Here is a 12,479-nt window from a genome sequence, read left to right on the forward strand (position 1 = left end):
TGCGCTCCTGACTATTTGACGCCGTAACGGGCGAGGTACCGCGAGGACAGAGTGCGGAGAATCCGGTCGAAGATGAAGCCCATGATGCCCAGGACGATGATGCCGACGAACGTCCAGTCGATCCGGCCGTAGTTTCGAGCCTGCCAGATCATCGAACCGATACCCTGGTCGGCGGCGACGATCTCCGCCGACACGATGGTGAGGAAGCTGTTGCCCATCGCCAGGCGAGCGCCCGTGACGATGCCGGGGATCGACGACGGCAAGACCACCGTCTTCATGATCTGAAGTTTGTTGGCACCAAGATTTGCCGCTGCCTGCAGTTTGTTCTCGCTGATCGCTACAGTCGCGGCAATCGTGCTGACCGTGACGATGAATACCGAGGTGTAGAAGATCAGAACAACCTTCGACGTCTCACCGATGCCGAACCAGACGACGGCGAGAGTGACAAACGCAATAGGCGGAATGAACCGGAAGAACTCGATGTACGGATCGAGGAGCTGCCGCACGATGGAAATGCGGCCCATCAGAATTCCGACGGGAGCACCGATCACGACACCCAGGAACCAGCCGATGAGAATTCGCTGACCCGATGCGGTGATCGACGACCACAGAACGCCGCTCTCCCACAGTTCCTGTGCCGCCGACCATACTTCGGCCGGTGATGCAATGGTGGTCGGCCCGTACCACCACGCCAGGAACGACCAGATGCCCAAACCGATTGCCGCTGAGGCTGCATACATCAGCGTCGCTTTGACAATCTTGGATCGCCGCGCCGACGAACGCTTTTTTGTCTGCGCCACCTTCGCTGTTCTCACACCGGCTGAACCACCGGTCACTACAGCCGTCACAGCTCGTCCTCCTCAATGCCTTGGTTCCGCAGCGACGCAACCACTTCTGCCCGAATGTCGTCCCGCAGCTTCTCGTAGAGCTCGATCACCTCGGGATCGTTGCGGTCTCGCGGACGAGCCGCATTGACCTCGTAGACGCTCTTGATCCGGGCCCGCGGGCCGGCCGACATCACGATCACACGGTCAGCCAACGTCAGTGCCTCGTCGATATCGTGAGTCACGAATACCACGGTGCAGCGGGTGTGCCGCCAGATACGGTCGAGTTCGGTCTGCAGAACCTGACGAGTCTGAGCGTCCAACGCACCGAACGGCTCGTCCATGAGAACCAACGACGGCTGGTTGGCAAGAACTCGTGCGATCTGAACACGTTGCCGCATACCGCCGGACAGCTGCGAGGGGAACTTCGCACCCGCGTGGGGCAAGCCGACCATCGCGAGGTACTCGGCCGCGATACTCGCCTGCTCGCTGCGGTTCGCTCCACGCATCCTGGGGCCGTAGGCCACGTTCTGGCTCACGGTCATCCATTCGAACAACGCTTCGGAGCTCTGAAACACCATGCCGGCGTGGCGGTTACTGCCGGCGACGACATCTCCGTCGCACACGATCTCGCCGGCGCTGGGTTCCACGAAGCCGGCCATGGACGACAGCAGCGTCGACTTGCCGCAGCCACTCGGACCGAGCAGACAGACGAATTCACCTGGCTGCACGTGCATGTCGATTCCGGCGACGATCTCCGCCGCGCCGAAGCTGATTCCGAGGTCGACCACGTCGATGGCAACACCGGTGTTCTTCTTGCCGGGGCCGGCTGTCCCCGCGCTATTCGTCGAGCTGGTCGTTGAACCACTTGTTGCGATACTCACTGTGCACCATCCTTGTACCAATCCAGAAGCATTGCCGATTCGAGATCCGGCTGGTCGCTGAGAACACCGATCGACTTGTAGAAATCTACGATCGACTGAGCCGACTCGACATCCGCAGCTTCGAGATTCACCACGGCGAAGTCGATCTCGTCCACCGCGGCAATAGTCTGATCCTCGCTGACGTTCACAGCCGCCTTGGTCGCGGACGCTGCCACGCCCGGATCCGACTCGACCTTGCGCGTTGCCTCGTCGAGCACCTTCGCGACGGTTCGCGCTGTCTCTTCGTTGGCCGACAACCACGGAGCCGTCGTGATCGCCCAATGATGATAGAACCAGCCGTAGTCTCCGGTTACTGCCACCACGTGGCCGGTTCCCTGATCCAGGGCGGTGGCCGGCCACGGCTCCCACAGGACAAACCCGTCGATGTCGCCGCGACTGAGCAGTGCGGGCATGTCCGTCGGGGTCGCCGAGATCATCTCGACCGAACCGGGGGCAATGGAGTTGGCAGCGAGGTACTTGTCCGTCGAAATCTGGCTGAGACCCGGGACGATGCCCATCTTCTTGATCGCAGCCGGTGAGTCGACACCGTTACGCAGCACGACCTTGATGTAGTCACCCGACGCCTCGTACGAGTACATCGCGCGCAACGACGGATTCTGACGCAACTGGGCGATCGTTGTCGTATCGGAGCTACCGGCGATCTGGACCTGCCCGGTCGAGAGTGCGTCGACGGCCTCGCCACCACGACCGAACTGGACGAGTTCGACGTCCAAACCGGCAGCGTCGAACATGCCTTCCTGATCCGCTACGAAGAACGGAGCGTAGGAAGCATCGATTCCGACTGCGATACGCAGTGGTCCACTTCCGGCGGAATCAGCTGTGCTTTGCGTCGCCGGGCGGCTGCATGCCCCGGTTGCAACGGTCAGCAGCAGCGCAGCCGAAACAAGAGCAGTCCTTCCAAACTTTGACAGCGAGGCCATCTACTCACACCTTTGTTTGTGATCTGTGCCGCAGTTGCGGGTCGTGGAGAGCAAACCTAGCTGTGTGTACCTACACCCGAGAACCAACCGGGTCCACCGTGCGGACCGGGGACAGGAACTTACCTCGGCGAAACACTGCACCTGGAGGAACGTGCGGACCGAAATACTTCGGTAACACGGCCCTCGATCACAATGTCCACCGAATCACAATGTCCACCGAATTGTCTGCGAGCGCAGCGCACTGGCGACATTCTGCGCCGTCATCGAATAGATCGACGCACGCGCTCCGGCGCTGCCGCCGGCGACGTGCGGGCTCAGGAGGGTCGAATCGAATCCACGGAGCGGGCTCGAAATCGGTAGTGGTTCAACGTCGAACACATCGAGGGCAGCGCCGCCGACATGCCTGGAACGCAAGGCACGCGCCAATGCCGCGTCGTCGACGACAGCGCCGCGCGCCACATTGACCACGATCGCTCCGGTGGGCAACTGCGCAACTCGATGGGAATTGATCAGTCCCCGAGTTGATTCCGTAAGCGGGACGGCCAGCACCAGGACATCCGCGAGAGGCAGTAACTCGTCGAGTGACACAAACGTCGCAGCCACAGTGTCACGCGGTCTCGAACGCGCGGTGACGTAGACGTCGCAACCGAAGGCGGCAAACAATTCTGCACACCGGCGGCCGATCGAACCGACACCTACGACGCCGACCCGGCGCTGCGCCAGATCGCGGCAATCGCGCGTCAGGATGGATTCCTGTGGCCATCGACCATCGGTAACCTCGTTGTGCGCCCAGAACATGGAGCGGCACAACACACCTGCCGCGAGCACTGCCCACTCCGCAACCGAATTCGCGTTTGCACCGGGAGTATTCGCCACCGGAACTCCGGCGGCGCGCCATGCTTCGGCATCGATGAAATTGGTTCCGGCACCAGGCTGTTGGACGAGGAGCACATTCCGGCCGAGTTCTGCTTCCTCCTTGCCCAGTGGCAGATCACCACTCCAGTCCCCCACCACGACGTCGCATGTCGGCAACTCCGCACGGAGCGCCCCCGTGGTGCGCTCAGGTAATCGAACTACCTCCGCCTCACCCCTGACGGCGTCACGGATTGCGGTACCGAGTCCGTTGTCGGCGTCGGCCGTCAGCAGAAGTACTTTCTTCACGAGAACTCCTTCGCTGTAAGACGATGACTGTACCTTCGAAAACGCGGAAGCCGGCCTCCCAATCGAGAGACCGGCTCCATTACGCAGCAGTATATGCGGAAGCCGGCCTCCCAATCGAGAGACCGGCTCCATTACGCAGCAGTATATTTGGCAGGAACTTCTCAGATAGCTGCCTTCGCGCTGGTTGATGCCTTTGCCAAGAACTCGAGGCTCAGCGGGTTGTACTTCGCTGCCTGCTCGTGCTGCGGCCAGTGACCGCACTCCGAGTAGAGTTCGAGCTGAGCGCCCGGAATATCCTCGGCCATCTTCTTCGCTTCCGGAACATCACCGAACGGATTTTCCTGACCCCAGACCACAAGAGTCGGCGCCTTGATGAGTGCCATTCGATCCGGGCGCAGCAGGTTCCGCTGGCGAACCTCCATCTCCTGCAAGGAAAGGAGGTTGTGGATGTTGGCGACAAAATCAGGCTGATGGTAGATCCGGTGACGAGCCTGAACCAATTCCTCGGTTGCATCGGCGGGATCATGCATGAGCAACTGCATACGTGCGCGGGTCAATTCGATGTCGTCGCTCTGGACGGCCTTCGCGGTCGACGTCTTGATGCGCTCCATGACTACCGGGTTCGCGACTGTTCCGCCTGCTGCCAGCAACTGCAGCGACAGAACACGTTCGGGCTGCTCGCTGGCCAGGTAGGCAGCGACCCAACCACCGAGGCTTTCACCCACCAAGTGCACACGGTCCAGTCCGACCGCGTCGAGGTAGTTCACCAAATGCTCGACGTAGCGCGGAATCTCGTACGGGTAGTCAGGCTTGCCGGTGTAACCATGGCCGAGCATGTCGATCGCGTGAACCCGGTAAGACTCGGCGTGCGGTGCAATATTGCGTGCAAATGCCTCGAGGTGTCCGCTGGTGCCGTGCAGGAAGATCACGGCCTCGTCACCGGATCCTGCCTGCAGAGAGCGCGTGGGCACACCGCCGGCGTCGACGGTCGTCAACTCGAAATCGAGCCCGGCAAGTTCGTTCCAGATTGTCATCAGAGAAACTTCCTTTACTGAAGGTGCAGATTATGTTGTTGCGCTGTCTGTTCCAGCTGGATCGAGAATCGTGACACCCATACCGGTGAGCCACTCGGGAATCGCTTCGTAGGCAAGGCGTTCACCCGGAACGTAGTCGAGCATCGCGGCCATCATGAGCCAGGTCCGCAACTCCTGCGCACCGTTGCCCGCCTCGTCTTCGATCTGCTGCGTCGTGAACTCGGCAAGCTCACTTGCCTTGCCGCTGGCAAACAGATCAAGAATTCGGTCATCGAACTCCGGAGTGATCGCGGCATCGGCTGCGCGGATGATCTGGCGTCGCCGGACGTCGTAGTCGGACCAGTTCTCCCGGCCGTCCAGCCAGGCTTGAACCATGAAATCCTCGTCCTCACCGTGCGGATCACGCCAGTCCGGCCAGGGCAGACGATGAGACAATCCACCGGACGCGATCACCACGACCCGGGTATCCGCCGGATACGACGCAACGGCATCCCGCAGGGCCTTCGCCACTTCCTCACATCGCTTGAACGTCGGGAGGGGCGGCGCGAATACGTTGACCACCAACGGAACTATCGGAACATCGATTCCGTCGAGAAGGTACTGAATCGCGTGAGACTGACCATGATCGATCTGCAATCGCGCCGAGTAGGCAAGATCGAACCGGCCACCTTCGATCAGCTCGTTTGCAAGGTGCCTGGCGAACTCCACGTCGACCCGTTGCGGCCCCTTGGGTGTTCCTGACTCGCCACTGGAAATGCACTCTCCGACGCCGAGAGTGAACGCCGGAATCAGATCCAGCCAGAAACCGCGAAAGTGGTTGGAGCCGAGAATCAAGACAACATCGGGTTTCGACGCCGCGATCTTCTCCCGGCTCAGATACAGCGCGTCCCTGAAGCGTTCGGCCTCCGCCTTGTGCGTCGTCTCTTCCCAATGGGTGTTCATCAAGGTGCTGTGGGAGGCACCGATACCCAGAACTATCTTCGCCATCAGTCGATTCCTACTTCCTCGAGCGAGCGGGTGACGGTGTCGAGGGCCACTCGGATCAGATACTTCGTAAATCTCTCCGCCGCAGCGAGATCCACAGTGTTCATCCCCATCGCGAAGTCCACCTCGAAGGGTGCGTCGACCACCTTGGGCATACCCACCCGAATCGTCGGGATGCCGCGGCTGCGCAGGATGTTTGCGTCGGTGGCTCCACTGGCGTCGAAGAAGTCCTGATGCGGCTCTCCTTCGGCAGCCTCCCACGCGTCGACTGCGGCGCGGCGCAACCACATTCGAGGGTCGGAACCCTCACCGGGGATGGCAAGAACCTGTTCGACGTCGATCTGTAGATCCAGCGATTGTGCGATCTCCGCCACGACAGCTTTGAGTTCACGCTTGGCTGCGGTGGGCGTCGTCCGCGGGCTGAGCCGCAGATCAACGGTAAGGCGCACCTGCTCGGGGGTGAACGACGCTGTTCGCTCCCACCCGCCGCGGATGTTGGCGACGATCCCCTGGGGCGCAACCAAACCGTCCTGATGCGCCGCCGAGTACTTCGGGAACCATTCCTCCAACTTGGCGACCACCTCGCCGGCGGCGGTAATCGCGTTGCGGTACGGCAACCGGTGGCGCGAGCCGACGTAGGTGTGCAGACCGTGCACCGTGATCTCGAACCAGGCCAGGCCCACTTCTTCCCAGGAAACCGTCCAGCCGGGCTTGGCGATCAGCGCGCAGTCCGCCCACACTCCCTGTTCCAGGAGGAACGAGCAGCCGACGCCCTGGCCGGTGTTGTGTCGGGGGTTTCCGACACCGGGGCGGGCATTGGTCGGCATACCGCCGGCGCCGAATCCGAGTACCAGGTCACCGCGGAGCGGAATGCCAGCTGCGGCAATTGCTTCGGCCGCTGCGACGATGCAGACGGCGTGGCCTTTGGGGTTCGACGCACCTAATCCGATCACGTAGTTCTCGTCGAACTGGGCGTGCGGCGTCAGATCCGCTCGCAGCTCGTTTCCCACCCACGGCAGGTCTTCCGCCGGATCGCCCGTCGTGACGGTGTCGATCGGCGCATACAGCAACAGGTCCGGTCCGGACCCGTCACCGCGGAGCCTTCCCCACGAGTTCGCTTGCCGATCATCGAGATCCATTGTGTGGGCCTCGATGCCCGACGCTGCCAGGACCGCCGTGATGTGGCGGGCCAGCGGTGCTTCGTCACCCGTCGGACTGGGAATGTTCACCACCGAAGTGGCGAGATCTCGCAATCGCGCACGATCGACATGGGCGTAGGCTCGCTCGACCCATTCCCGGCGCTCGTCGCCTAGGCCTGCGAGAGCGTCGGCCCTCGCAGTGGTCATGGATTGACCTGATGTACCTGAGTATTGCTGCGCTCGCCGGCCAGCTGCCACAGCTTGGGAACTGCCACTGCAACAGCGGCACCGATAGCGACAGCCGTCAGAATCTTGAACATGTATCTCTCCTATTCGCTGGTGCCGGTGGGAATCTGAGCGTCGGCGACAGGGGCCGAGCGGGACGTTGGCGTCCGGCGCTCTCGGGTGGGCCTGACCGGCGCCTTGGGGGTGTGCTTGGCCGCGTCGGCGATCTTCTCGGCGTACTCTTCCTCTGCCAGATTTCGCCACGTCGTCAGCGACACGTCCGGTCGGTACAGCTTCTCCGGCGGCGCGTCGGTGACCTCGACCATCCACGCATCCTGACCCGAGAACTGACCGTGGAACAGCCAGCGGATCGCGCCGAGGTACTTGGCGTAGAAGCCCAATTTTGCTGCGCCGGAGACGAAGTTGACCATGAGGCCGACGTACTTGTGGTTGTCTTCGTCCACCGGGACGTAGAACTCGTAGTGAATGAACTTGGGGTACGCGATGCGCAGGACACCCGGCATGGACAGTGAAGCAAAACCGGGGAAGTTCTGAGCTGCGATCACAGGATTGACATCCAGGCCGGCGCCGACGTTTCCGATCTGCGAAATCTGGGTCTCGTCCGGCTTCTTCTTCCACCACCGCTTGTTCGTCCAGGTTCCCACGCCCGGGAATTCCGCCTCCCAGTACACCTCTTCCTGCACCCGGTAGATCCAGCGTCCCTCCGGAACGATGCTCGTGATGTTCCACGTGGGCATCGGCTTGAACAGACGCCACAATGCGGTGCGGTGCAGGTACTTCGCATGTCCCTCGTCGAAACCGTTCTCACATGCGAAGCGCCAGTTGCCTTCTCGGGGCTGAATCCGACCACCGACGATACCCTTGTTCTCCACCAGCTCACGCGGCAACTGGTCGTCGATGGACGGCGCCGGCTCGTTGGCGATCGGGATGTACACCCACACCAGACCGAGTCGCTCCTCGATCGCATAGGTCTGGACGTTCAGCTTGCCGCAGATCTTGGAATCCGGACCGTCGGTGATGACCGCGGCCAGCTTGCCGTCGGTGAGCCGGTACGTCCAGCCGTGGTACGGGCAGCTGACGGTTCCCGGGAACTGCTGATCGCCCTCGGACAACGGAACGCCGCGGTGCGGGCACCGATCGTGCAGGGCATATGCCTTGCCTGCGTCGCGGATGATCGCCAGCTTTTCACCACAGATGGTGAAGCTCTTGGGGTCTTTGGTGATGTGGTTCGACCACGTGACCGGGTACCAGTAACCGCGGTATCCGCTGCCGGCTGCGTTGTAACCCGGCCATGCCGTCCAATCCTGCCGACCGGCCGCTCGTGGCCGCTCGGGCAGCGCGAACGTGGCTTCCGACGCCTCGACACCAGTCATGTGAAGTCCTCTCGACACTGAACGTTTGAATGAAACAGATCTTGGGTGAGATTGCGGTCTACGCCAATGGATTCGGTTCGCTCAGCAGACCCGGACCACCACAGCGGTTCCGACGGCACACAGCACGCCATTGTCCGAATGCTCCCGCATTGTCAAAGTTAGTTGGTCACTGTCGATTTGGGACACTTCACCCGACACCTCGAGTGTGGTTCCGACGGGCGCGGGCGCACGATTCTGCCAGGAGACGGACACAACTCCTTCGTATCCACCGGCAAAGTGTGACGCGGCACGAAAGAACAGCGTGCCCTGCAACTGGGCCATGACCACCGGTGCGGACAACCCCTCCGTCTGCGCATAGGAGGCGTCGTAGTGAATACGGTGCGAATTGTGCGTCGACGCCCCGAATCGAAGGATCCGAACCGGATCGCAGACCAAGGTCACCGATTCGATCGGCGTGCCCACGACTACTGTTTCGGTCATCGGACGATGAACTTCTCGACGACCTCGGCAAATGCGCCGGACTGCGCACCCCGGTAAGTCTTGGTGACCGAGAGCAGCAGAAACTCGTCCGGAGCCCGGCCCTTGGTCGTCACGGTATCGAGTACTCGCCCTACGACGACAGCCTCACCCAGCGGGGCCGGTCGCAAGAAAGTCACACTCTGCCCGCCGGCCATCAAGCGCACGTCGATACCGTCTGTGCCCGGCACTTCGTCACGGAACATGCCGTCTGCTCGGTACTCTCGATCGGAGCCACCTTGCGGTCCTCGCAAAAGCGAAGGCAGATACATCGGATGGACGGCAAATGCCGGGTGCTCCGGGTCGAGAAACCGGGGGTCCGTCTCGGCGGTGGCAACCGCAAACGCAACCGACTCCGCCGGACGCACCGTTCCCAACTCTCGCGTTTCCCGCGTACCGATCATCGCCTCCGCGCGATCACGCGCGTGCTCGAGTTCTGTTCTCATGCCAGCACGCTAGGCATTCGGAAGTCTCACAGCCACGAACCGGGTTCGCCTGCCGGACCGCGATACTTCCCATACCGCTCACCTCGAGGTCAGGTATAGCCATGGCTGATCAACCGAAGAGCTTGTACGCCAAAGCAGATGGCGTCACATTCCATTACTACGACCTCGGCGAGGGCGACCCCACGATTTTCCTGCACGGAGGCGGCCCCGGCTGCACTGCGTGGTCCGACTTCGGGCCGGTGGCACCGCTCTTCGCCTCGGATCGACGAGCGATTCTCGTTGATCTGCTGCAATACGGTCGGTCCGACAAGTGCACCATCGCCGGCCCAATGTGGGACTTCCACGCCGCCAAGATGGTTGCCCTGCTCGACGAACTCGGAATCGAACGCGCAGACTTCGTCTGCAACTCGTGGGGCGGCACCATAGCGCTCAATCTTGCGGCAAAGTACCCGGAACGCGTTCGCTCCCTGGTGATCACGGGCAGCATGCCCGTCTTCTACGGTCCACTCGCGCCGCTCCCCGAGGATGGCCGGCGTGGCCGCAACGCCCGCGACCTCTACTACGGCGGCACCGGCCCCACCCTCGAAAAACTCCGCACCTTGATCACCAGTCTCGAATGGTTCGACGGATCGAAGTTGCCCGCCGAAACCCTCCAGATGCGATACGAGCAAAGTCTCGACCCCGAAGAAATGGCCCTGGCTGCCTCGGCGGACTCACCTCGTGGCGATTGGCAGGATCTCACAGCTGAACTCGGCCAGATCCAGGCGCCGACGCTCTTCGCCTGGGGCATGCACGACGCATTCCTCACCCCGGACTACCCGCTCATGCTGGCGCGGATGATTCCCCATGGCCATCTCTACATCATGGACAAGGCGTCGCATCATCTTCAGGAAGAACGACCATACGACTACTACAGTGTAGTTTCGGGTTTCCTTGACCAACAGCACAACTGAACGAACGGTGATCGCCCCGACGGGCGGTGCACGGATCCGATTGGTACTGCTTCTCGGAATTCTCACCGCCCTCGGGCCGTTCACCGTCGACATGTATCTTCCTGCGCTGCCACAGATCACGCAGGAATTCGGCACGTCGGACACGATGGTTCAGCTGACCCTGACGGGCACACTGCTGGGTCTGGCTTTCGGCCAGTTGCTCATCGGCCCACTGTCCGACATCTACGGACGTCGACGTCCCCTGCTCGTGGGCACCGTAATTCACGTCGGCGCGTCGTTGGCCTGCTTCTTTGCTCCGTCCATCGAAGTCCTCACTGCGCTGCGAACCCTTCAAGGTTTCGGCGCCGCCGCGACGGGCGTGATCGCGATGGCAATCGTTCGTGATCTATTCACCGGACACGATGCGGCAGTTGTACTTTCGCGGCTGATGTTGGTCATGGGCGTAGCGCCCATCCTGGCCCCCTCCATCGGCGGGGCACTGATGTCCGTAACACAGTGGCGCGGAGTCTTTCTCGCTCTCTTCATCCTGGGCATCGCGATGATCGCACTCGCGGCAGTATCGCTGCCGGAAACACTTCCACCCGAGAATCGGTCGGGCAAGGGCATCGGCGCCATCGCGCGAAACTACATTGCGCTCGGCAAGGATGCCCACTTCATGGTGTTGGTGCTCGTGTGCGGTCTCGGCCGCGGCGTTTTGTGGTCGTACATCGCCGCGTCGTCCTACGTGATGCAGGAACAGTTCGGACTGAGCGCCACCGCATACGGATTTGCCTTTGCCGGCGGCGCCGTCGTTTTGATCGGTTCGTCCCAGCTCAACGTCGTGCTTCTCGGCCGGTGGTCGCCGAATTCCATCACGATCTGGGCAATGTGGGGCAGTAGTGCCGTCGGCGCTGCATTTGTTGTTGTTGCCGCCACCGACTCGTGGGGATTCGTCGGGTTTGCCGTCCCCATCCTGCTGATGCTCTGCGCAACGGGTTTTGTCATGCCCAACGCACCGGCGGTTGCACTGTCCCGTCACGGAGAAGCCGCAGGCTCAGCAGCCGCGCTGATCGGATTTGCGCAGTTCGGCGCTGCCGCTGTGGTTGCGCCCATCGTCGGCCTTCTCGGCAACACCAGTCTTGCCGTGGCCATCTCCATGACCGGGGCTTCGGTTCTCGGCGTGATCGCGCTGCTCTGCGTGCGTCGATAAAACGGTTATGCCGAGCGTTCGAGAACCGATACCTTCCGGCTGATCCCTTCGGCCGCCGCGCGCAACGGTTCGGCAAAACGCTCGGTATCCATTCGATACCGCGGACTCGACACACCGATCGCGGCAACTGCTTCACCAAGTCCACCGAAGATCGGGGCAGCGATACTCGATGTTCCCAGGCGAACCTCTTCGGTCTCGACCGCCAACTGCTGCGAACGAACAGCGTCGAGTTGCCTACGTAACCCGTCTTCCGAGTTCACCGTCCGATCGGTGAACTCGACAAATCCGTTGCCTGTCACCGCTCGAAAAACGGAATCCGGTGAGTACGCGAGTATCGCTTTGCCGGTTGCCGTGGCATACATCGGCAGCCGGCCAGCCACCCGCGACGGCAGGTCCACCCCGTGATGACCGGAGATCTTGTCGATGTACAGAACATCGAGGCCGTCGCGAATCGCGAGGTGAACCGTCTCCCGGGTCGCCGCGTGAAGATCCTGCACATACGTCAAGGACACCTCGCGCAGAATACGTTGACGAGGAACCAACTGCCCCAGTTCGAAGAGCCGTAACCCCAACCTGTACTTGGTTCCGACCCGTTCCAGTAGACCAAGAGACACCAGTTCACCGGCTATTCGATGCACCGTCGCCTTCGCAACACCACTCCGATTCGCAAGTTCGGTCAGCGACAGCGCACCCGAATCCGCATCGAAGGAATCGAGTATCAGGCGCGCTTTCCCCAGCAACGAATGCATC

Annotated in this window: 13 protein-coding genes; 2 read left to right on the top strand and 11 right to left on the bottom strand. The window is 61.7% G+C overall.

Annotation, left to right across the window (positions count from 1 at the left end; genetic code table 11):
- Window positions 1-11: 11 nt before the first annotated feature.
- The 10 genes from AC2ETI_RS22435 to AC2ETI_RS22480 form a co-directional block, all read right to left on the bottom strand.
- Window positions 12-848 (bottom strand): ABC transporter permease, encoded by an 837-nt coding sequence (locus AC2ETI_RS22435; protein WP_483634411.1) that lies wholly within the window; start codon window positions 846-848, stop codon window positions 12-14.
- Window positions 845-1,708, bottom strand: a complete 864-nt coding sequence (locus AC2ETI_RS22440) for an ABC transporter ATP-binding protein (RefSeq protein WP_007731623.1) — start codon at window positions 1,706-1,708, stop codon at window positions 845-847. Before AC2ETI_RS22440 ends, AC2ETI_RS22435 begins: the two co-directional genes overlap by 4 nt.
- Window positions 1,705-2,688, bottom strand: a complete 984-nt coding sequence (locus tag AC2ETI_RS22445) for an ABC transporter substrate-binding protein (protein ID WP_007731624.1) — start codon at window positions 2,686-2,688, stop codon at window positions 1,705-1,707. Before AC2ETI_RS22445 ends, AC2ETI_RS22440 begins: the two co-directional genes overlap by 4 nt.
- 204 nt (window positions 2,689-2,892) lie before the next feature.
- Entirely contained in the window at window positions 2,893-3,849 is a 957-nt protein-coding gene (locus AC2ETI_RS22450) for an NAD(P)-dependent oxidoreductase (RefSeq protein WP_019746501.1), read from the bottom strand.
- A gap of 161 nt (window positions 3,850-4,010) precedes the next feature.
- Window positions 4,011-4,883: an alpha/beta fold hydrolase gene (locus AC2ETI_RS22455; protein ID WP_113683487.1), complete on the bottom strand. Its 873-nt coding sequence runs from the start codon at window positions 4,881-4,883 to the stop codon at window positions 4,011-4,013.
- A 30-nt stretch (window positions 4,884-4,913) separates the two neighbouring features.
- Window positions 4,914-5,870, bottom strand: a complete 957-nt coding sequence (locus AC2ETI_RS22460) for a DODA-type extradiol aromatic ring-opening family dioxygenase (protein WP_007731630.1) — start codon at window positions 5,868-5,870, stop codon at window positions 4,914-4,916.
- Window positions 5,870-7,213 (bottom strand): M20 family metallopeptidase, encoded by a 1,344-nt coding sequence (locus AC2ETI_RS22465; RefSeq protein ID WP_021342534.1) that lies wholly within the window; start codon window positions 7,211-7,213, stop codon window positions 5,870-5,872. The genes AC2ETI_RS22460 and AC2ETI_RS22465 overlap by 1 nt, the downstream gene beginning before the upstream one ends.
- Before the next feature lie 122 nt (window positions 7,214-7,335).
- Window positions 7,336-8,625 (bottom strand): aromatic ring-hydroxylating oxygenase subunit alpha, encoded by a 1,290-nt coding sequence (locus AC2ETI_RS22470; RefSeq protein WP_046377787.1) that lies wholly within the window; start codon window positions 8,623-8,625, stop codon window positions 7,336-7,338.
- Window positions 8,626-8,706: 81 nt separating this feature from the next.
- Window positions 8,707-9,105 carry a hotdog family protein gene (locus AC2ETI_RS22475; RefSeq protein ID WP_070385914.1) on the bottom strand — a complete coding sequence of 133 codons (399 nt, stop codon included), beginning with the start codon at window positions 9,103-9,105 and terminating at the stop codon, window positions 8,707-8,709.
- Entirely contained in the window at window positions 9,102-9,587 is a 486-nt protein-coding gene (locus tag AC2ETI_RS22480) for an FAS1-like dehydratase domain-containing protein (RefSeq protein ID WP_007731639.1), read from the bottom strand. The genes AC2ETI_RS22475 and AC2ETI_RS22480 overlap by 4 nt, the downstream gene beginning before the upstream one ends.
- A gap of 101 nt (window positions 9,588-9,688) precedes the next feature.
- Here AC2ETI_RS22480 and AC2ETI_RS22485 point away from each other — a divergent pair, with 101 nt between their 5' ends.
- Window positions 9,689-10,540 carry an alpha/beta fold hydrolase gene (locus AC2ETI_RS22485; protein WP_046377785.1) on the top strand — a complete coding sequence of 284 codons (852 nt, stop codon included), beginning with the start codon at window positions 9,689-9,691 and terminating at the stop codon, window positions 10,538-10,540.
- A gap of 7 nt (window positions 10,541-10,547) precedes the next feature.
- Window positions 10,548-11,729 (top strand): multidrug effflux MFS transporter, encoded by a 1,182-nt coding sequence (locus tag AC2ETI_RS22490; RefSeq protein WP_058038203.1) that lies wholly within the window; start codon window positions 10,548-10,550, stop codon window positions 11,727-11,729.
- A gap of 5 nt (window positions 11,730-11,734) precedes the next feature.
- Here the strand turns inward: AC2ETI_RS22490 and AC2ETI_RS22495 are convergent, their stop codons facing one another.
- Window positions 11,735-12,478, bottom strand: coding sequence for an IclR family transcriptional regulator (locus AC2ETI_RS22495; protein ID WP_007731643.1), 744 nt, complete (start codon window positions 12,476-12,478; stop codon window positions 11,735-11,737).
- Window position 12,479: the final 1 nt, after the last annotated feature.

This window comes from Rhodococcus sp. MurmanLake-1, from assembly GCF_056945715.1.

Excerpts from the sequence above, each read along its gene's own strand:
- AC2ETI_RS22460 (WP_007731630.1), bottom strand. The coding sequence starts at position 5,870 with ATGGCGAAGATAGTTCTGGGTATCGGTGCCTCCCACAGCACCTTGATG.
- AC2ETI_RS22475 (WP_070385914.1), bottom strand. The coding sequence starts at position 9,105 with ATGACCGAAACAGTAGTCGTGGGCACGCCGATCGAATCGGTGACCTTG.
- AC2ETI_RS22455 (WP_113683487.1), bottom strand. The coding sequence starts at position 4,883 with ATGACAATCTGGAACGAACTTGCCGGGCTCGATTTCGAGTTGACGACC.
- AC2ETI_RS22470 (WP_046377787.1), bottom strand. The coding sequence starts at position 8,625 with ATGACTGGTGTCGAGGCGTCGGAAGCCACGTTCGCGCTGCCCGAGCGG.
- AC2ETI_RS22495 (WP_007731643.1), bottom strand. The coding sequence starts at position 12,478 with ATGCATTCGTTGCTGGGGAAAGCGCGCCTGATACTCGATTCCTTCGAT.
- AC2ETI_RS22445 (WP_007731624.1), bottom strand. The coding sequence starts at position 2,688 with ATGGCCTCGCTGTCAAAGTTTGGAAGGACTGCTCTTGTTTCGGCTGCG.
- AC2ETI_RS22465 (WP_021342534.1), bottom strand. The coding sequence starts at position 7,213 with ATGACCACTGCGAGGGCCGACGCTCTCGCAGGCCTAGGCGACGAGCGC.
- AC2ETI_RS22480 (WP_007731639.1), bottom strand. The coding sequence starts at position 9,587 with ATGAGAACAGAACTCGAGCACGCGCGTGATCGCGCGGAGGCGATGATC.
- AC2ETI_RS22485 (WP_046377785.1), top strand. The coding sequence starts at position 9,689 with ATGGCTGATCAACCGAAGAGCTTGTACGCCAAAGCAGATGGCGTCACA.